Here is an 18,318-nt window from a genome sequence, read left to right as displayed (position 1 = left end):
GTGATCGATCATTGCTTTGCCCCTTGCCGTGGCGGTCCGGGAATGAACGCGTTGGTGCGCTGCATGTAGTCACGATAAGCCGGGCGCCGTTCCGCAATGTCTTTTTCCAGTAGCGAGACACCCGAAACGCGCAGCAGCAGCACCGTCATGAGCACGGGCGATACGACTGTCCAGGCTCCCGCCCATCCGGCACCGCTCAGGGCCAACAACCACAAGCCCCACCAGACGCAGGTTTCGCCGAAGTAGTTGGGGTGGCGTGTAAAGCGCCACAACCCTTTGTCCATGACCTGCCCGGCATGGGAGGAATCGGATTTGAAGCGAGCCATTTGCGCGTCGCCCACCGCTTCGAAGCCGATGCCGAACGCCGCCAGCGAAATGCCGGCCATGTCCACAACGCCCAGAGAGCTGGGCGGCGCCAACGCTCCCGACATCAGCGGGGCGGAGACGATCCAGGCGAGAACGGCCTGCAGGCCGAACACCAGATAAAGGCTTTTGCCGGCGAAGTTCGGGCTGTTGCGCTCCCGCATGGCGCGATACCGATGATCCTCGCCGTGCCCCCAATTGCGGACGCTGATGTAGGCACACAGCCGCAAGCCCCACGCGCCTGACAGCACCAAAAGTGCGATCACTCGGACGTCCATGGTCGGCGACCACGCCCAGTAGGTGAACCCGCAACCCGCAATGAGCACTGGCCACATGCGGTCTGCGAGGCTGGCATCCTTGCGGACCACGCTGACCAGCCAAGTCGCCACGGACGCGGCCAAGGTCCATGCGAGGCCGCTCAATGCAACGACGACGGCTGGCGGCAGCGTGTTCATGCCGGGCCCGTTCAGCAGCGCTGTTCCGGCGTGCAATGGGGCAACGCCAGGATGGTTCGTTGACTGGAAATGGCGGCTTCGCTTGGCGGCATGGACAGTTCCTTGACTGCCGCGTAAAAACCGCGGCCTGGGTTATGTACGCAGCCCCGCTACCCTTGGATCGCACCGCCACGAAAATTCCTGGAGCAACGCGTGTGCAGCCATGCACCAAGTGATTTCAGGTCTTGGTACCGGTGGCGCCATCGAGCACCATGCGAACACGCCGCGCAAGGTCCGCCAGGCGATAGGGCTTCTTGAGAATCTCGAACTCCGTCGGAGCGACGTTCGCCAGGCTGCCCATGTCTCGGTCGAATCCCGTAGTGAGCAAAATGTGAATGCCCGCCACGGTCTTGCGCATCTCCCGGGCCAGTTCGTAGCCGTTGAGGCCTCCGGGCATGACCACGTCGGTGAAGAGCAGGTCCGGCAGCGCATCTTGCGGCAAGGACCGGACGAGCTTCAGCGCGGCATGGGCGCTGTGCGCCACATGCACCGTATAGCCCAAACCTTCCAGCATGGCGTGCGCCAGATCGGCGACTTCCACGCGGTCGTCCACGACCAGGATCTTCTCGTTGCCGCCCCGGCTTTTCGGCGAGAGCGATTCGGAAAGCTCCGGATGGGTTCGGCCGTGCACGGCGGGGAAATACATGCGCACCGTGGTGCCTATGCCGACTTCGGAATAGATGGTGACGGCACCGCCAGATTGCTTGGCAAACCCATACACCATCGAAAGACCCAGGCCCGTGCCCTTGCCCTCTTCCTTGGTGGTGAAGAAGGGGTCCATCACACGCGAAACTACTTCCGATGGAATGCCCGCGCCAGTGTCCGTCACGGAAATGGTGGCGTACCGGCCTGGTGGCAACCCGGAGAACGCGTCACCGTCGTGTGCATCCAGATCGATGCCCTTGGTTTCCACGCGAATGCGTCCTCCGTTGGGCATGGCGTCGCGGGAGTTGAGCAATAGGTTGAGCACCGCGACTTCGAGTTGAGTCGTGTCGAGTTCGCAATTCGGCAAGTCTTCGCCAAGAACGTATTCGATCTCGATTTCTTCGCCCAGCGTGCGTTCCGCCAGGGTGGCCATGCCCTTGGCGAGCGCATTCAGATTGACGACCCGGCCCTTGAGCTTTTGCTTGCGGGAAAACGCGAGCAACTGCTGGGTCAATGTGGATGCCTTGGTCACGGCGCTGCGGATGCTGTCGATGGAGCGGTCAATGTCCTGCGGTCCCAGCCGGTTGTTGCGGTTCTTGACGCGCATGACGTCCAAATGTCCGGACATCACCTGAAGCAGGTTGTTGAAATCGTGCGAAATGCCGCCGGTGAGTTGCCCCAAGGCCTCCATCTTCTGCGCCTGGGACAGCGCTTCTTCAGCGTCGCGGCGCCGGCTCACGTCCAGCTGCGAGGCAAAGAAATACACCAGTTCGCCTTTGCGGTTGTAGACCGGCGAGATGAACAGAGCATTCCAGAATGAAGAACCGTCCTTGCGATAGTTCAGCAGCTCCAGCGATATTTCGCGCCGTTGTTGGACGGCCTCGCGGATGGCGGCGACGGTGTTCCGGTCGGTGGCGGGGCCCTGCAGAAAGCGGCAGTTGTGGCCCATGATGTCTTCGAGGGCATAGCCGGTCATGGCCACGAAAGCCCGGTTGCAAAAGACGATGGGGTTATCGGGCTGCCGGGGATCGGTCACCAGCATCGGCATGCGGGTGGTTTCGATGGCCGCAAAGAAAATGTCGTCTTTGTGCTCAGACACCTCGCTGGGTGCGCCTTCGGCCACATAGGCTTGCCATGGACCGGGTACTGGGGGCTTTTCACTGCTCATGTTGGCGGGAATCGTAATGCAAGCATTCATGCAGCGAACCGCCAAGGGAGCCTGTCGGGTGTAGGAGGGCACGCCGCGATGAACCGGTGCAACACGGATGCTGAAAACCCCGGGACCCTCAAAGCCCGTAGGTCAACGCCCTGGCTTTGCCCCAGAACACGCGGTACATGAAGACGGTGTAGGCAATGATGGCTGGCAACGTGATGCCTACCCCCACCGCGACCACTGTCAGCGACTCCGTGGCGCTGGCCGCCTCCCAGACCGTGATGCGATCGATGACGATGTATGGATAAAGGCTGTACGCCAAACCGAAGAACGCGAGAAGAAAGACGGCGACGGTGGCCGCGAACACGATCCAGCCATACCCTGCACTGACGATGCGCGGCGTGTGCAGCACGTGGTGGACCGCCAGCAGCGCCGCCGCGCATGCCAGGGGTATGGGCAGCAGCACGAAAAGCTGAGGCAGCGCAAACCATTTCTCGAAGACGGTGTGGCTGACCAGGGGCGTGGCGAGAGAGATGGCCGCCAAGGCCAACGCCATCGGCCACAGGGCAGCGCGCCCCCATGCGGCGGCCTTGCGCTGAAGGTCGGCCTCGGTTTTCATGAGCAGCCAGCCGGCGCCGAGCATGCAGTAGGCGGCTGGCAGCGTGAGGGCGATGCCCGCCGAGAACAGCGTGGGCCACAGTCCTTCGGCGAAGCCGGTCACATAGGCACCCAGCATCCAGCCCTGTGCCAGCGTGGTCACCAACGAGCCTGCGGCGAACGTGCGGTTCCATGCGGTCTTGTGCGAATCGCGGGCCTTTACCCGGAAGTCGAACGCGACACCGCGCAGGATGAGGCCGAGCAGCATCACGGTGGCGGGTGCATAGAGCGCAGAGAGCACCACGCCATGTGCCATCGGGAAGCACACGAGCAGCACACCGACCCCCAGAACGAGCCAGGTTTCGTTGGCGTCCCAGAACGGGCCGATGCTCGACACCATCGTGTCTTTTTCGGCGTCGGTGGCGAAGGGCAACAGCATGCCCACACCCAGGTCATAGCCGTCGAGTACCACATACGCCAGCAAGGCAAGCCCCATGACGGCCATGAACGCGAGCGGCAGCAAATTGGCAAGGGTCATTTCCATGAAGGTCTCCTCAGGCAGCTTGTGGCGCGGGTGGGCTGACCGCCGGCGTTGGCATGGCGGCGTGCTCTGCCATGTATTTGATGACGGCGACATAGCTCACGAGCAGCGTCGCATAGACCGTCAGGTAGGCCGCGAGCGACATGGCCACGGTGGACGGAGGATGCTGCGCCACCGTGTCCGCGGCGCGCAGCAGTCCATACACCAGAAAGGGCTGGCGTCCGATCTCGGTAACGTACCAGCCCGCCAGTGTGGCCACCCAGCCAGAGAACGTCATCGCCACCAGCGCCAACAGCAAGGCGCGCGGGAGCGATGCCTCCGGCGCGTGTGCCTTGCGGCGCTGCCACAGTGCGAACGCCCCCCACCAGGCAACGACCAGCATGAGCATGCCCATGCCCACCATCACCCGAAAGCTCCAGAACACGGGCGCGACCGGCGGATGCGCTCCCTTGAATGCGTCCAGGCCTTTGAGTTCGGCGTCGATGTCGTGCGCCAGGATCAAGCTGGCACCTTTCGGAATCTGGATGGCGTAGTCCGTGCGGCCCTCTTTCTCGTTGGGCCAGCCGAACAGCGTGAGTGGTGCTCCTTTTTCGGTATGCCACAGGCCTTCGATGGCGGCGATCTTGGCCGGCTGGTGTTGCAGCGTGTTCAGACCATGCATGTCGCCCATCAGTATCTGCAGCGGAATCGCCACCGAGACCGCAACGATGGCAGCGCGCAGGGCCAGGGGCGTGCCCCGGGTCGCTGTGCCTCGGATCATTTGCCAGGCGCTCACACCCGCCAGCAGAAAGCCGGCTGTCAGCGTGGAAGCCAGCAGCTTGTGGCCCAGCCGATAGGGAAACGAAGGGTTGAACACGATGGCGAACCAGTCCGCGGCATGGAACTTGCCATCGATGATTTCGAACCCTGCGGGCGTTTGCATCCATGAGTTGAGGCTCAAGATCCAGAACGCCGACAAGGTCGTGCCTGCAGCCACGAGCAGGGTGGCGATCAGATGGACGCGGTCGCTCACATGCTGCCGGCCGAACAGCATGATGCCGAGAAACGTCGCCTCCAGAAAGAAGGCGGTGAACACTTCATAACCCAGGAGTGGGCCGGCGATGTTGCCGGCCTTCTCCATGAAGCCCGGCCAATTGGTGCCGAACTGGAAGCTCATGGTCACCCCCGAGACCACCCCGAGCGCAAAGGTGAGCGCGAAAACCTTGGTCCAGAAGTAGTAGGCCTGCTCCCAGCCGAGTGCTGCCGGGGTGCCGGCCGCTGCCCTGTGCCGCAGGCGAAAATACACCAGGAACCAGCACAGTGCGATGTTGATGGTGGGGAACAGGATGTGAAAGCTGATGTTGGCGGCGAACTGGATTCGCGACAGCATGAACGTATCCATGGCGCGTCACCGTTCCTTTCCGTCCGGTTTCGCCGATCGGCCCTTGCCGGTCAACCGGTCCTTGAAGTCCAGCACGCGGGTGACGGCCGTACCCATGCCCATGAGCTGCATGGCGGTTTCTGGCGCAAGGCGCTGCACGTCGTCGAACCAGGTCATGAGGCGGTCGATGAGGTCGTGCATTTCCTGCATGCGCTGTTGGGCATGGCGCTCGTCCTCGGACGCCGGTTCTTCCAGCAGTGCCATGCGAAGCATCGATAGCGTGGGCTCGATTTCCCGGCGTCTGCGCTCTTCTGCGAGCGTGCGGAAAATCTGCCATACGTCTTGCGGCGCTTCGAAGTATTCGCGCCGGTCGCCCGGCTGGTGGCGCAATTGGACGAGCCGCCAGGCCTGCAATTCCTTCAAGCCCATGCTCACGTTGGAGCGAGAAAACTCCAAGGTTTCGGCGATTTCGTCGGCATTGACCGGGCGTGGTGAAAGGTAGAGCAGGGCATAGATTTGGCCGACGGTGCGGTTGATGCCCCAGCGGCTGCCCATCTCTCCGAAGTGGGCCACGAACTGTCGATTCAAGGAGGGGAGCGGCTTGATCTGTGTCATACCGCGATTGTGCCTCAGGTCTTTTGAATTTTCAGTATTTACTGAAAATTCAACATTTACGATAAGGTCGTGTCCTGGTAGCGATGCGGTAGCGGGTCTGCAAGGGGGTAACCGCGGGCGCTAACCCAGTGCGGTGTCGAGCAGCATCATCACCACGAAGCCCAGCATCAATCCTCCCGTTGCAAACGCCTCATGGCCTTTGCGGTGTGACTCCGGAATGATCTCGTGGCTGATGACATAGAGCATCGCACCTGCCGCTGCGGCCAGCCCCCAGGGCAGCAAGCTCGCAGACAGGCCGATCAATGCAACGCCCATCACTGCCGCCACTGGCTCGATGAGGCCAGACACCACCCCGAGGCCTGCCGACATCCACCGCCCGTAGCCCACGCCGCGCAATGCCAGCGCGACCACCATGCCCTCCGGCACATCCTGGATGGAAATACCGGCAGCCAGCGCTTTGGCGCCTACGCCATCCGGGCCTGCAAAGGCGACTCCGATGGCCAGTCCTTCCGGGAGGTTGTGCAGGGTGATGGCGAGCACGAACAACCAGGCCCGCTTGATGGCCCGCGCCTGCGGGCCTTCCAGGCCTTTGACGAAATGCTCATGAGGCACTGCGCGGTCGATCAGCAGCAGAAAAAGAGCGCCGCACAAGATCCCGGCGCTCACGATGCCTCCTGCCGTCCAGGAGCCGGCACCCTGTGATTTCGCCGCCGCAATGGCGGGGATCACCAGGGAGAACGCACTGGCAGCAAGCATGACGCCAGCGCCGAAACCCAGCATGGTGTCGTGCGTGCGCTGCGAGAATTTCTGGGACAGCAGTACGGGGAGTGTGCCCAGGGCTGTCGCTGCAGCGGCCATCAAGCCGCCCAGCAGGGCGCCGCGCAGCCGGTCGTCTCCACTGATCAATCCATCCAGTGCCTGCACGCTCAAGACGGCTGCCCCGGCAAGAACGATAGCGAGGCCCAGCCACTGCCTCCACGACAGGACGGGGCGCGCAGCCATTGCGACACGGTTCACAGGATCATGGGAATGCAACGGCATGGCTCGGCTCCTGAATCAATGGCGCTACTACCGGAGCCACGACAGTCCCGCCGTGGCGATCTCGTCCGCTTTACATGTACACGCTGCTCAATCGCAGACTGCCGTTCACGCCGGCCGGGAAGAAGCCCCCCTGGCTGGCCGCGTTGGGCGTGAGGTACACGATGTTGAGAACGTCGTCCGGAGAGCGGCTGTAGGCGATGCCATTGGTGTCCAAGGGCACGATGTTGGAGGCTCCGTTGGCGTCGGGCGCAATGCCCTGGTCCATGTCTTTGGAGTTGTCCAACGTGTTGCGGGCGCTGGAGATCCGTCCGGCCGCAGCTTGCGCATCGACACCTTTCGAATAAAGGACAGTGCGCACCAGCCCGGCGTGGTAGGCCTCGGCGGCCAGAATGCCGGCAGCGGCTTCCAGATAGGTCTTGTTCTGGATCAGCGGCGCGGCGCCCTTGTAGGCGGTGACTCCCACGTCTTCAAAGATGAAGGCTCCCAGGAGGAAGCTCAAATCGTCCTTGTAGGGATTGAACGCCGTTCCTGCGGGTATCAGTCCCGAGGCCTGTGCCGCTTTGGAGAACGCGCCGTTCGGATCGGTACCGCCGACATCGATCGATGGCATGGCCACAGCGGAGGAGCCCAGGGCAGCACGGAGGAAGTTCACGTGGGCGAGTTCATCGGCCGCGATTTCCTTGGCGTAAGCTGCAACGACAGGATCGGAGAAGGGCACCTTCGTGCCGCCGATCACGGTGCCACGCGTGCCGGTGCCGGTCGTCTGTGCGTCAGGCAAGCCCGCGCCCGTCGTGGCGTAGAGGTAGAACTGCGCTTCGAGGTATTCCAGGTTCAGCGCGAAATTGAGAATTTCAGGGTCTGTCGGTGCGTCGGCACCCACAGCGGGGCTTGATCCGCCTCCGCACGCAGTGAGGATGGCGCCACCGGCCATTCCAGCGGCAAAGCCTCCAGTCTTGCGGAAGAACATCCGGCGCTCTTTGAGCTTGTCGGAGCGGCGCTGCAGGATTTCGAGGGGCGATGCAGGGATATCGATCATGGTTGCTCCTGGTGATGTGCGGTGCACATGAAAGTCACATGTTGGTCCAGCGGCAGGGGCCGTTGCCGGTGTCTCAGGAAAGCAGCGCCGATCGATGCCGGTTAACGCATGCAACGGATCGCCTCCTCCGCCTTCCTGTGCTGGGATACGCGCAGAAAAAGGCAATGGATTCAAAGTATTTTTCTGAGCGTGGCTGGACGGAGGCATTCGCTGCATCCAGGGTGGGGCTGGAAACTTGCCACTTTCCGATGGTGCAGGGCCTTCCCGCCGAATCGGACGAGCCAGGAGATACCATCACCCATGCGAAAAAATTTCACCCTCGTTTCCGAAAACAAGCAACGCGACCGTGTCCTGGACGCTGTCAAACATGAAATTCGCAAATACTTGCGCCGCGAACGCAAGCGCGATGTGCCCGCAGGCTCTGACCATTGGGAGTTCGATTGCCGGTTCGGATTGACGCAGGAGTCCGCCGAGACGGTACCGCTCGATGCGCTGATCGACAAGGTGGGCTCGGCTGCGGCGGAAGGTGCGGATACCTTCTATGTCGAAATTCTCGCGCGGCCTGCGGTAAAAGCCGTGCACGAACGAAAAAACGCCGCCGACATGGATGATGCGCAGGAGCCCGAGCAGGCTCTTTGAGCGGCTATTGCCCTATTGCCCTATTGCCCTATTGCTCGATTGCTCGATTGAGCGCTGCAAGGTTGCCGCTATTCACCATCAGTGAATTCGGAATGCAAACACCGCCCCTTTGCCCGAGCGCTGAACCAGTGCGATATCGCTTCCGTGCAGCGCCAGAATGCGCTGCACGACCACCAGCCCCAAACCTCCGCTACGGCCTTCGGCTGCGCTGAAAGCGGGGCGCTTGAAGAGGCTGTGCTGCAGTGATGGCGGCACGCCGGGCCCGGTGTCGCTGATCTCCACATCCACGCCACCGCCTTTGCCTGCGTTTTCACTGGGGCTTGGTGATGCAGCGGCAGGGCGCAACTGCACCGTGATCTCTCCGCCTGCCGGGGTGTGTTGTATGGCGTTGTCCAGCAAGTTGGTAAGTACGCGCTCGATCAGGCCCAAATCAGCCGTGACGGTGGGAAGCCCGGGTGCGATATCGGCCACGAGGCGCTGGTGCCGCGCCTCTGCGGCCAGTTCGAATTTCTGAAACACGTCCTGTACGAGATCGGGCAAGGCCAGCGATTCCTTGTCGAGTTTCACGACGCCATATTCCAGCCGGGCCAGTTCAAACAATTCCTGCGCGAGTCGGCCGACCTTGCGGCTTTGGCCCAGTGCAATCTCCAGATAGCGTCGCCGATCCTGGGGATTCAATGCTTCCGATTTGATGAGCAATGTTTCCAGATAGCCATGCAGCGAGGTCAGTGGCGTGCGCAGATCGTGCGAGATGTTGGCAAACAGTTCGCGCCGCTGTTGGTCCTGCGTTGTCAGTTCGCGCCATTGCGTGGCAATGCGCTGTGCCATGCGAGCGAATGCATTGCCCAGTGCCGCGATATCTTGGCCGGCGCCTCGCGTGTCGGTGAGCAGCGGCTCGGCCCGATCGAAAGCAGCGACGCCCTCGGCTTCGAAACCACGCACCGCTTCGGTCAAGCGGCGCAGGGGTCGGGTGATCAATGCAAAAGCGGCCAGGCCTGCCGCCAGGCAAAGCAGGGCTACCAGCGCCATCGACAGCAGTGTGGTTCGAAGAACGTTGTCGGCCGATACCCGTGCGGAGAGCGCCGCGAAATTCTCGCCCTGCAGCACGACATAGACGTAGCCCGCGTCATGCCCCCCAGCTTGCAGCCGTGCTGCGCTGAACACCTTTCGCTGGCCGCTGGCGCTGCGAGGGTCGTCGCCCAGTATCGGTAATTCGGCGCCCGAGAGCAGTTGCTGGATGGGCTTCAAATCGACGGCCTGCGCCTTCAAGTGCCCTGGTGGAGCAGCCTGCGCTGCAATGCGCCCCTTGGGCGTGAGCAAGTAGACCTCCACGCTCGGGTTGACGGCCATCAGCTTATCGAAGAGGTCTCGCACCGCAGCGTCGTTCAGGCCATCCGCACGCATCAATTCAGCGTTGCTGGCGATGTGCGTTGCAAGCCCTGCGGACAGCCGCTGTGTCAGTTCCTGCTCATAGCGGCTGTTGGCACGCATCTGCAGCCACGCCGACGCTCCACAGCACACGAGCAGCAGCATGGCAAACACCAGCGACAAGCGTTGGGACAGCGTGCCCCAGCGGCGGGTCATGGCGATCCTCCGTCGGCAGATTCGGGCGCCACCATTTTGTAACCGCGGCCCCAGACTGTCACGATGCTGCGCGGAGTGGCCGGGTCCGCCTCGACCTTCATGCGCAGGCGATTGATATGGGTATTGACCGTGTGCTCGTACCCATCATGCTGGTATCCCCAGACCTGGTTCAGCAGATCAAGGCGTGAAAAGACACGGCCCGGATGGCGGGCAAAGAAATAGAGCAGATCGAACTCGCGCGGGGTGAGTTCGATGGGTTTATGCGCGATCTGCACCTCGCGCGCAATGGGGTCGATGCTCAGCGTGCCCATGTCGAGACGACCGGCCTCCAAGCGCGCGTTGCGCGCCAATCCATCGCTGCGGCGCAGCAGGGCACGCACGCGCGCCACCAGCTCCAGCATCGAAAAGGGTTTGGCCAGATAGTCGTCCGCGCCGAGCTCCAGTCCGAGAATGCGGTGTACCTCGCTGGAGCGCGCACTGGTGATGATGATGGGGGTGTAGCGCGCCATGGCCCGGGCATGGCGGCAGATTTCCAGGCCGTCCACATGGGGAAGCATGAGATCGAGCACCAGAGCATCCCATTGGCCCTGTTGCAGCGCCCCAAGGCCGGTCTTCCCATCGGCCGCGTGGGTGATGGAATAGCCTTCGTCTTGCAGATGCATGCGCATGAGGTCGGCGATGTGGGCGTCGTCCTCGACGATGAGAATGCGTTTGGCAGATTCCATGGCGAATTCTCTCCCGTTCAGTGCAAGACAGTCATCACGATTTTTTGAAGTCTTCGTGAGGACTCGGTGGCGGCCGTTGCTGAACAATGCCCTTTGTGCAAGGTGCGGCGAATGCGGTTACCGCAACATCAACGAATCTGGAGATCGATGCCATGAAGCAACCATTCCGTTCCCTCCGTTCCAAGGAAACCACGCTGCGAGGTGCCGCGATACCTCGCCGGCCGTTGCTCATCGCCACGTTGGCTTTGACGGTGGGTCTCGTGCTTTGGGAGGCCACGCCGCTGCGGGCGGCGGAACCTGCAGTGGCGGTTCCTGCCCCGATCGATAACCCGGCTTCTACAGAGAGTTCGGCCACGGCCGTTTTCGCGGGCGGTTGCTTTTGGGGCGTTCAAGGCGTTTTCCAGCATGTCCAAGGCGTGAGCAACGCTGTATCGGGCTATGCGGGAGGCGATGCAAGCAGCGCAAACTACAACGCCGTCGGTTCCGGCCGCACCGGCCATGCTGAAGCAGTGCGCATCACCTATGACCCACGCCAGGTGAGCTATGGCCAATTGCTGCAGATTTTTTTCTCGGTCGTTCACGACCCGACCCAGTTGAACCGCCAGGGGCCCGACACGGGAAGCCAATACCGCTCCGCCATCTTTCCCTCGGATGCAGCGCAGGAAAAGGTGGCCAGAGGCTACATCGCACAACTGGAGAGTGCCAAAATTTTCAGTGGCCCCGTGGTGACCCGTATGGAGCCAGACAAGGTGTTCTATCCCGCTGAGGCCTATCACCAGGATTATTTGGTGAAGCACCCCGACCAGCCTTACATCGTTGTCTATGACCTGCCCAAGGTCGAGCAATTGAAGAAGGTCTTTCCTGGCGTGCATCGTTCTCAGCCAATGCTTGTTTCCAGGGCGATGTGACTGCCAAAAAACTTTTCGAGCCAGCCGCCTTCGGGCGGCTTTTTATTGGCTGCGTCAAAAAACGGGGTGGGCGTTGCCTGCATGTCTCCACGGCCAGACTTTGCACGTCTTGAGAGCGGAGCAGCCCCGACGGGTTGGTGCAGTTTCCTTTTGTCACTTAATAATAATAATTCTCATTAACTTTTGATGGATGATCGAGAAAAGAGTCCATGGCCTGGCGAACGACCCGGTTGAGCATCGCCAAGCGACACGTGCAACGAGCGCTGGATGTGCGTTCTCTGGCAGGCGCTGAGTGTGTTGGTCCATGGCGATTCATTCAGTTCACTGGGAGGTGCTGTCCATGTCTTTGCATTCATCCGGGCCTTCGCTCGGAGAGGTTTTCGTCGCCAACCGGGCGCAGCTTTTAAGGGTCGCGCACAAGATCGTCCGCACCATGGATCTGGCAGACGACATCGTGCAAGACGCTTATGTGCGCATCGTTGGAGGTGCCAACGAGCGCAAGATCGATCAGCCCGTAGGCTATTGCTGTCAGGTGGTTCGGAATCTGGCGCTGGACCACTGTCGGCGACAAGCGGTGGAGCGCAGTTGCGTTGCCTCTGGCATGGATGTTGAGGCCCTGGAGGTGGCGGGGCCCAGTTCGCCGGATCGCCTGCTGCGCGACCGCCAATTGGTGGGTTTGATCGAAAAGACGTTGGCGGATCTGCCTGTCCGAACCCGGGTGGCGTTCCAGTTGTACCGGCTCGACGGAATGACCCAGCGTGACATTGCCGTGTCGCTGGGTTGCGCGCTGGGCTTGGTCAACCGCTTGATTGCCGAGGCGACACAGGCCATTGCCGCCTTGCACCATTTGCTCACGGATGATTGAAACCTGAAGCGCGCTGCGAGCTGGCTGAAACTGCACAGTTTGCATCCGTGCATTCCCATGCCGGTTGTCTTGCGGTAAGGTTACCGCCAGTCAAGGCAGATGCATCCGCATTCGGCCGGTCGGACTATCCGATGCGCTTCGTGCGCGAGCGAGTTGAGGCATGAGACAAGCCGATCCCCATTGGGCCGTGGCATGGGACTGGGTACAGCGCGAGCATGATCGCGAGCATTTCGATGCCGCAGCGCGCGAAGAGATGACGCGTTGGCTGGCGGACGACCCCGAACACCGCAAGGCCTATGACAAGGCAGCCCGCCTTTGGTTGTTGGCAGGCCTGGTGGCCCCATTGAACGATGTGGGCGATGTCGTCCAAGACCGTGACCCGCCTGGGACCGCAGACTGAGCTGTCTTTTGGCCGCCACGGCTGAGCGGCCTCCTGTCGTTGCGTCGATGATCCAAGCGCATGGGCTGAGATGGGAAGTGCCTGCAACACGTCGGTGCATGAACAAATCCCGTGCTGGTTCGTCTCGTTGGGTAGAAGCACACGGCACGCACTTCGCGCCCGGTGTTGCAAACTTCCTCAACTGCCCAAGGACGACTCCATGTCAACCAGCTGCCTCGATCGCGACGACGAGACCTTCATTGTTCTGGTCAATGACGAGGACCAATATTCGATCTGGCCCCATTGGAAGGCCGTTCCCAGTGGATGGGCTGCGGTTCCTGGCGTGCAGGGCGACAAGGCCACCGTATTGGCCCACGTGGAGCAGGCGTGGACCGACATGCGCCCCCGATCCTTGCGTGACTGGATGGACCGCCAAGCCACGACGGCTCCTTCAGTCCTGGTGGGCTGATGAGCATGGATCACAGCATTGCCATGCTCTGCCTGCCCTGCGCAGGTGCCAGCGCGGCCATGTACCTGCGGTGGCGTCGGATGCTGCCTGCCTGGTTGCGCATTGTTCCTGTGGAGTTGCCGGGCCGTGGTGCCCGTCTGGCTGAAAACTTCGTCAAGGATTTCGACGCGTTGGTCGCTCAACTGTGCGCCGAGCAGGCGCAAGCCATGCAGGGGCGCTATGTGATCTTCGGCCACAGCATGGGCGCGCTACTGGCTTATGGGCTTGCCTGCCAGCAGATGCGATCAGGAGGCCTATTGCCGCAGGCGCTCGCACTGTCTGCCAGCGCGGCGCCATCGATGCGCGACCCGGGACGGTTTGATGGCAAGGACAACGATGCCGCGTTGATCGCCGATCTGAGAGAGCAGGGCGGCACGCCCGAGGCGGTGTTTGAGAGTGCCGAACTATTGCGCCTCACGCTCGACACGCTCGGTGCGGACTACAAGGTCTGCCAGAGCTTTCGATATGCGCCCGAGGCGCTGCTGCCAATGCCTTTGCATGTCTTCGCGGGGCGGGCGGATCGCATTGGTGTCCAGGGTATGCAGGCTTGGGCGGCAGCGTCCAGCGCAGCATGCACCCTGGACTGGTTCGATGGCGGGCACTTCTTTCTGCGCCAGCAGGAAGTTTCCTTTCTGGATGCATTGGCGCGGCGACTGGCGCAAACCGTCGCTGGAGGCTCGCATGTCGCTGCAGCGATTGCCTGACCCATTGCCGAGCGGCATCGAGGCCTATCGCCTCGACTTCGATCTCTCGTGCGACGAAACGCCGCATTGGCCGTTGCTCAGCGCAGTGGAGCAGGCTCGGGCCGGCCGCTTCATGCAGAGCGCCGACCGGCTGCGCTTTTCGGCGACCCGGACCGCGACCCGGCAACTTCTGGCACGCCGCCTTAGCTGCCAGCCCGTTGATCTGCCGTTGGCGCAGGATGCCTATGGCAAGCCATTCGTCGACATGAAGGGCGCCGTTCCTCTGTTCAATGTGTCTCACTCGGGAAGCCACGCCTTGATCGCTTTGGCGGATTCGAGTGCTTTCAGTTCGGTGGGCATTGATATCGAGCAACGCCGTGCAGGGTTGGATGTCGATGCCTTGAGCGAAGCCGTCCTGACCGACCTTGAAAAGTCGGCAGTGGTCCAGGCCGCGGACCCTCAAGAAGCGTTATTGCAGCGCTGGGTGGGCAAGGAAGCGGTGCTCAAAGCCATCGGCGTGGGGATTGCGGAGCATCTGCGCTGTGTGGGCATCCACCCGGGCCCCGAAGGCCGATGGGTGCTGGAAACCACAGTGCCGGAATGGAGCGATGTCGAAGCCATGCCTGTGGCCGCTCCGTCTGGCTACGCAGCCGCTCTGGCATGGCGCAGCAGGGTGCAAAACCCCGGCTGAAAGCTTGGGTCTGGCGGTATTCCTGAAGGCCGAGAAGGGCCCGATGGGTCTCAACAATGGGGATGGACACATGACAGGCTTGACTGCACTGGACCGTCGGCATGGGCCGGCACCTGAGAATTTCGTGGAGCATCTGCAAGCCCTGGCGCAAACGCGGCCCGACGAGGTGTGGCTCATTGCCGCTGGCGAGTCCAACGGTGAGCCTGTGGAGCGCTCATTGACTTATGCTGCCATCGACCGGCGCACGCGTGCGCTGGCGGCGCGGCTGCAGCAGCAATGGGCGCCGGGGGAGCGGGCGTTGATCATGCTCGACAACGACGAGCACTATGCGGTGAGTCTGTTGGCTTGCTTCTATGCAGGCTTGATTGCTGTTCCCGTGTTTCCGCCCGAGTCCCTTCGGCCGCAGCATCTGGCGAGGTTGAAGGGCATCGCCACAGATTGCCAGGCAGTATGCGTACTGACGTCATCGGTGCTTTTGTCGATGATGGACTCGGCAAAAGAGCGCTTTTTGCAGGCTGAAGCCATTGCGGTCGATACGGTGGACTGGGCTCTGGCGGAGGGCTGGCACGCGCGGCTGCCAGCCGACGGTGACGTCGCTTTTCTGCAGTACACCTCGGGTTCCACTTCGGCACCGAAGGGCGTGATGGTCACGCATGGCAGTCTCATGGCCAACGAGCGTGCCATCCGGGAGCGAATGGAGATCGGAGCGCAAGACAAGTTCGTTTCCTGGGCGCCGCTCTATCACGACATGGGCTTGATCGGCGGCCTGCTGCAACCGCTGTACAGCGGCGTTCCACTGGTGCTCACCTCGCCGCGCTATTTCCTGGAGCGGCCGGTGCGCTGGCTGCAGCTGATTTCCCGCCATCGCGCCACGGTGAGTGGTGGCCCCGATTTTTCGTACCGGCTGTGTATGGAGCGCGTCACCGATGCGCAGTTGGCGGGGATCGACCTGTCGTGCTGGAGATTGGCCTACACCGGTGCGGAGCCTGTGCGTGCCGATACCGGACAGGCCTTCTGCGATCGCTTCGCGCAGGCCGGCCTCTCGGCACGAGCGGTCTATGCCTGCTACGGTCTGGCCGAGGCAACGCTCTTCATCACGGGTGGCCGATGCGGTGCAGGCATGGTGGCGCACCGTTTCGACAACGAGAAACTCGCGCAAGGCCAAGCGCATTGTTCAGAAGACCACGGTAGCCGTCACTCGCAGCTGGTGGCGTGCGGCACGGCGGTTCCCGCGCATGCGGTTGCCATCGTGGAGCCCAGGACGCTTGCAACGATGGGCGCAGGGCAGGTGGGTGAAATCTGGGCCGAGGGCCCGAGCCTCTGTGCCGGCTACTGGGGCAGGCCGGACGAAACCGCTGCCACGTTCGTCGAGCGGGAAGGCCGGCGATGGCTGCGCACCGGCGACCTGGGTTTCTTGCACCAGGACCAGCTTTATGTGACAGGGCGCATCAAGGACCTGATCATCATTCGCGGGCATAACGTGTATCCGCAGGACATCGAGCGCGCCATAGAAACCGAAGTCGAGGCGGTGCGCAAGGGCCGGGTGGCGGCCTTTGCGGTGCCCGGACCTGACGGCGAAGGTATCGGCATCGCCGCCGAGGTTTCTCGGAGCCTTCAAAAGCTCGTTCCCCCGCAGGCCCTTGCCGAAGCATTGGCGGCGGCTGTCAGCGAAGCGGCGGGACAAGGCCTGTCGGTGGTCGTGCTGCTCAACCCTGGTGCTTTGCCCAAGACCTCCAGTGGCAAGCTGCAGCGGCAGGCTTGCCGGGCGGGCTGGCAAGAGCGAACGCTCGATGCCTACGCCATCTGGGAACAAGGCACTGTCGTACAAGGGCAGGGCGCTCCGCAAACCAATGGCGAGGCGCTCTCCCGCACCGAGCAGGTATTGGCCGATCTGTGGAAGGAGGTTTTGCCGTGGCCAGTCGCACGGCCTATGGCGCGCGAAACCCATTTTTTCACTGCGGGTGGCAACTCCCTGCTGGCGGTGCAAGCCGCTTTGCGGGTGTCTGCGCACTGGGGCATCGAATTCAGCCAGCGCGACTTGTTCGACCATCCCCGGCTGGGCGACTGCGCAGCCGTGGTGCAGGCGCGCAAGCCCACTCCCGCAGCGGCTGCGCAGCGCTTTTCGCCAGTGCGACTGCCGGCGGAACGCCGGGCGCAAGCACTTCCTTTGTCTGCCGCCCAGTCGCGTCAATGGTTCCTCTGGCAGCTGGCACCTCGCAGTTCGGCCTATCACGTCGCTGCTGCCGTGCAGCTACAAGGGTTTCACTTGCCTGCGGGGGCATTGCAGACAGCCGCCGATGCACTTTCCGCTCGGCATGAATCGCTGCGCACCCTGTTCCGCGCGGGCCTCGATGGCTCTCCGTGCCAGTGGATACAGCAGAGCCTGCCCATCGCGCTTCAAGTTGCGGACCTGCGCAGCATTCCAGCGGGCGAGCAGTCATTGCAGACCAGTGAGCGGACCTTGCAATGGAAGACCGAGGCATTCGATCTGGAAAAGGGGCCTTTGTGGCGTCTTGCACTCGTTCGCCTGACCGATACGTCGCAGATCGTGGTGCTTGTTCTGCACCACATCGTCTCCGATGCAGCGTCCATGCAATTGCTGCTGGACGAGCTGGCGGCCCACTGTGCGGCGGCGCTCGGCGGAAGTGCGGCCCTGCAGGTCGATGAGGACGCACTTCAGTACGCCGACTATGTTGCTTCGCACCGCATGTGGCTGGAACAGGGCCAGGGGCGCAGGCAGCTCGCATGGTGGTGCGATCAGTTGGGGGACGTGCACCCGGTGCTTGCATTGCAGACCGATCGTCCACGCCAGTCGCAATCCCACTACCTTGCGGCGCGGCACCATTTCGCATTGCCGGCAGGCTTGCTCGCGGCCCTTCGCCAGCGGGCCGACGCCCATGGCACCAGCCTGTTCACGGTGCTGTTGGCCGGCTTGCAAGCGCTGGCACATCGCTATACCGGTGCGCAAGACATCCGCATCGGCGTTCCCGTGGCAGGGCGCCACCGCCATGGCGCCCAGGGGATCGTCGGGCTTTTGGTCAATACCCTGGTGCTGCGCAATGGCGTGCAAGCCGACATGGCGCTGGACCGCCTGCTGGCAAAGGCGCGGGATTTCACGCTCAGTGCTCAAGACCACCAAGACTTGCCTCTCGACCAACTGGTCGAAGCATTGAAGCCCGAGCGCAGCGCGGGGCAGAACCCGCTGTTCCAGTGGCTTTTCAACCATGTTTTCGAAGACTATCGAGCGCTGGAGCGACTTCCGGGCGCGACGGTGCAAGGGCATCCGTTACCGGAGGGGGAGGCTCAGTTCGAATGGGTGCTGGAATCCCGTGAGCGGCACGATGGTCAGGTTGCGTTGGCCATCATCTACGCGGCGGAGCTGTTCGAAGCGCAGACGATAGAGAGGATGGCGGGCCACTACGTAGCGCTGTTGCAGGCGCTGGCCGATCGCCCGGAGCAGCTGGTGGGCGAAGTGCCATTGCTGGGCGCGG

Annotated in this window: 17 protein-coding genes; 8 read left to right on the top strand and 9 right to left on the bottom strand. The window is 62.4% G+C overall.

The annotated features are described in order from the left end of the window. Positions 1–8: 8 nt before the first annotated feature. The 7 genes from AVHM3334_RS19505 to AVHM3334_RS19475 all read right to left on the bottom strand — a co-directional run bounded on the left by AVHM3334_RS19505 (position 9) and on the right by AVHM3334_RS19475 (position 7,845). Complete coding sequence (locus AVHM3334_RS19505) at positions 9–818, bottom strand: DUF1295 domain-containing protein (protein WP_284415106.1); 810 nt, start codon at positions 816–818, stop codon at positions 9–11. Between the two features lie 217 nt (positions 819–1,035). Beyond that, positions 1,036–2,670, bottom strand: a complete 1,635-nt coding sequence (locus tag AVHM3334_RS19500; RefSeq protein WP_284415104.1) for a histidine kinase famiy protein — start codon at positions 2,668–2,670, stop codon at positions 1,036–1,038. Between the two features lie 118 nt (positions 2,671–2,788). Next, on the bottom strand, positions 2,789–3,790 hold the full coding sequence (locus AVHM3334_RS19495; protein ID WP_502869949.1) for a cytochrome d ubiquinol oxidase subunit II: 1,002 nt from the start codon (positions 3,788–3,790) through the stop codon (positions 2,789–2,791). Between the two features lie 16 nt (positions 3,791–3,806). Further along, positions 3,807–5,174, bottom strand: coding sequence for a cytochrome ubiquinol oxidase subunit I (locus AVHM3334_RS19490; protein ID WP_284415101.1), 1,368 nt, complete (start codon positions 5,172–5,174; stop codon positions 3,807–3,809). A 6-nt stretch (positions 5,175–5,180) separates the two neighbouring features. Continuing rightward, positions 5,181–5,768 carry a GbsR/MarR family transcriptional regulator gene (locus AVHM3334_RS19485; protein WP_284415100.1) on the bottom strand — a complete coding sequence of 196 codons (588 nt, stop codon included), beginning with the start codon at positions 5,766–5,768 and terminating at the stop codon, positions 5,181–5,183. A gap of 120 nt (positions 5,769–5,888) precedes the next feature. Beyond that, the gene (locus AVHM3334_RS19480) at positions 5,889–6,770 is read right to left on the bottom strand and encodes a ZIP family metal transporter (RefSeq protein ID WP_284415097.1); all 882 of its coding nucleotides are present in this window, start codon (positions 6,768–6,770) and stop codon (positions 5,889–5,891) included. Between the two features lie 109 nt (positions 6,771–6,879). Further along, positions 6,880–7,845 (bottom strand): ferritin-like domain-containing protein, encoded by a 966-nt coding sequence (locus tag AVHM3334_RS19475; RefSeq protein ID WP_284415095.1) that lies wholly within the window; start codon positions 7,843–7,845, stop codon positions 6,880–6,882. 300 nt (positions 7,846–8,145) lie between these two features. Here AVHM3334_RS19475 and AVHM3334_RS19470 point away from each other — a divergent pair, with 300 nt between their 5' ends. Then, positions 8,146–8,484, top strand: coding sequence for a DUF6172 family protein (locus tag AVHM3334_RS19470; RefSeq protein ID WP_284415093.1), 339 nt, complete (start codon positions 8,146–8,148; stop codon positions 8,482–8,484). A gap of 78 nt (positions 8,485–8,562) precedes the next feature. On the opposite strand, the gene AVHM3334_RS19465 is transcribed toward AVHM3334_RS19470, so the two are convergent. Next, on the bottom strand, positions 8,563–10,068 hold the full coding sequence (locus AVHM3334_RS19465) for a sensor histidine kinase (protein WP_284415091.1): 1,506 nt from the start codon (positions 10,066–10,068) through the stop codon (positions 8,563–8,565). Then, complete coding sequence (locus AVHM3334_RS19460) at positions 10,065–10,793, bottom strand: response regulator transcription factor (protein WP_284415089.1); 729 nt, start codon at positions 10,791–10,793, stop codon at positions 10,065–10,067. The genes AVHM3334_RS19465 and AVHM3334_RS19460 overlap by 4 nt, the downstream gene beginning before the upstream one ends. Before the next feature lie 152 nt (positions 10,794–10,945). Here AVHM3334_RS19460 and msrA point away from each other — a divergent pair, with 152 nt between their 5' ends. The 7 genes from msrA to AVHM3334_RS19425 all read left to right on the top strand — a co-directional run. Continuing rightward, complete coding sequence (gene msrA, locus AVHM3334_RS19455; RefSeq protein WP_284415087.1) at positions 10,946–11,701, top strand: peptide-methionine (S)-S-oxide reductase MsrA; 756 nt, start codon at positions 10,946–10,948, stop codon at positions 11,699–11,701. 304 nt (positions 11,702–12,005) lie between these two features. After that, positions 12,006–12,566, top strand: a complete 561-nt coding sequence (locus AVHM3334_RS19450; RefSeq protein WP_284415085.1) for a sigma-70 family RNA polymerase sigma factor — start codon at positions 12,006–12,008, stop codon at positions 12,564–12,566. Between the two features lie 160 nt (positions 12,567–12,726). After that, positions 12,727–12,966 (top strand): DUF4880 domain-containing protein, encoded by a 240-nt coding sequence (locus AVHM3334_RS19445; protein WP_284415083.1) that lies wholly within the window; start codon positions 12,727–12,729, stop codon positions 12,964–12,966. Positions 12,967–13,165: 199 nt separating this feature from the next. Continuing rightward, positions 13,166–13,414, top strand: coding sequence for an MbtH family protein (locus AVHM3334_RS19440; RefSeq protein WP_284415081.1), 249 nt, complete (start codon positions 13,166–13,168; stop codon positions 13,412–13,414). A 5-nt stretch (positions 13,415–13,419) separates the two neighbouring features. Beyond that, positions 13,420–14,157, top strand: a complete 738-nt coding sequence (locus AVHM3334_RS19435; RefSeq protein ID WP_284415134.1) for a thioesterase II family protein — start codon at positions 13,420–13,422, stop codon at positions 14,155–14,157. Then, on the top strand, positions 14,135–14,827 hold the full coding sequence (locus AVHM3334_RS19430) for a 4'-phosphopantetheinyl transferase family protein (protein WP_284415079.1): 693 nt from the start codon (positions 14,135–14,137) through the stop codon (positions 14,825–14,827). Before AVHM3334_RS19435 ends, AVHM3334_RS19430 begins: the two co-directional genes overlap by 23 nt. Positions 14,828–14,897: 70 nt before the next feature. Then, a partial coding sequence (locus AVHM3334_RS19425) for a condensation domain-containing protein (RefSeq protein WP_284415077.1) occupies positions 14,898–18,318 on the top strand: 3,421 nt, incomplete at its 3' end.

Source organism: Acidovorax sp. SUPP3334, assembly GCF_030159055.1.
Lineage (GTDB): Bacteria > Pseudomonadota > Gammaproteobacteria > Burkholderiales > Burkholderiaceae_C > Paracidovorax.
The sequence above is the reverse complement of the archived record's forward strand: the minus strand, read 5'-3'. Positions and strand labels throughout refer to the sequence as shown.

What these genes read in the sequence shown, in the direction of transcription:
- AVHM3334_RS19440 (WP_284415081.1), top strand. Translation starts at nt 13,166, where the DNA reads ATGTCAACCAGCTGCCTCGATCGCGACGACGAGACCTTCATTGTTCTG.
- msrA (WP_284415087.1), top strand. Translation starts at nt 10,946, where the DNA reads ATGAAGCAACCATTCCGTTCCCTCCGTTCCAAGGAAACCACGCTGCGA.
- AVHM3334_RS19485 (WP_284415100.1), bottom strand. Translation starts at nt 5,768, where the DNA reads ATGACACAGATCAAGCCGCTCCCCTCCTTGAATCGACAGTTCGTGGCC.
- AVHM3334_RS19490 (WP_284415101.1), bottom strand. Translation starts at nt 5,174, where the DNA reads ATGGATACGTTCATGCTGTCGCGAATCCAGTTCGCCGCCAACATCAGC.
- AVHM3334_RS19495 (WP_502869949.1), bottom strand. Translation starts at nt 3,790, where the DNA reads ATGACCCTTGCCAATTTGCTGCCGCTCGCGTTCATGGCCGTCATGGGG.
- AVHM3334_RS19460 (WP_284415089.1), bottom strand. Translation starts at nt 10,793, where the DNA reads ATGGAATCTGCCAAACGCATTCTCATCGTCGAGGACGACGCCCACATC.
- AVHM3334_RS19435 (WP_284415134.1), top strand. Translation starts at nt 13,420, where the DNA reads ATGGATCACAGCATTGCCATGCTCTGCCTGCCCTGCGCAGGTGCCAGC.
- AVHM3334_RS19465 (WP_284415091.1), bottom strand. Translation starts at nt 10,068, where the DNA reads ATGACCCGCCGCTGGGGCACGCTGTCCCAACGCTTGTCGCTGGTGTTT.
- AVHM3334_RS19430 (WP_284415079.1), top strand. Translation starts at nt 14,135, where the DNA reads ATGTCGCTGCAGCGATTGCCTGACCCATTGCCGAGCGGCATCGAGGCC.
- AVHM3334_RS19475 (WP_284415095.1), bottom strand. Translation starts at nt 7,845, where the DNA reads ATGATCGATATCCCTGCATCGCCCCTCGAAATCCTGCAGCGCCGCTCC.
- AVHM3334_RS19470 (WP_284415093.1), top strand. Translation starts at nt 8,146, where the DNA reads ATGCGAAAAAATTTCACCCTCGTTTCCGAAAACAAGCAACGCGACCGT.
- AVHM3334_RS19500 (WP_284415104.1), bottom strand. Translation starts at nt 2,670, where the DNA reads ATGAGCAGTGAAAAGCCCCCAGTACCCGGTCCATGGCAAGCCTATGTG.
- AVHM3334_RS19445 (WP_284415083.1), top strand. Translation starts at nt 12,727, where the DNA reads ATGAGACAAGCCGATCCCCATTGGGCCGTGGCATGGGACTGGGTACAG.
- AVHM3334_RS19480 (WP_284415097.1), bottom strand. Translation starts at nt 6,770, where the DNA reads ATGGCTGCGCGCCCCGTCCTGTCGTGGAGGCAGTGGCTGGGCCTCGCT.
- AVHM3334_RS19450 (WP_284415085.1), top strand. Translation starts at nt 12,006, where the DNA reads ATGGCGATTCATTCAGTTCACTGGGAGGTGCTGTCCATGTCTTTGCAT.
- AVHM3334_RS19505 (WP_284415106.1), bottom strand. Translation starts at nt 818, where the DNA reads ATGAACACGCTGCCGCCAGCCGTCGTCGTTGCATTGAGCGGCCTCGCA.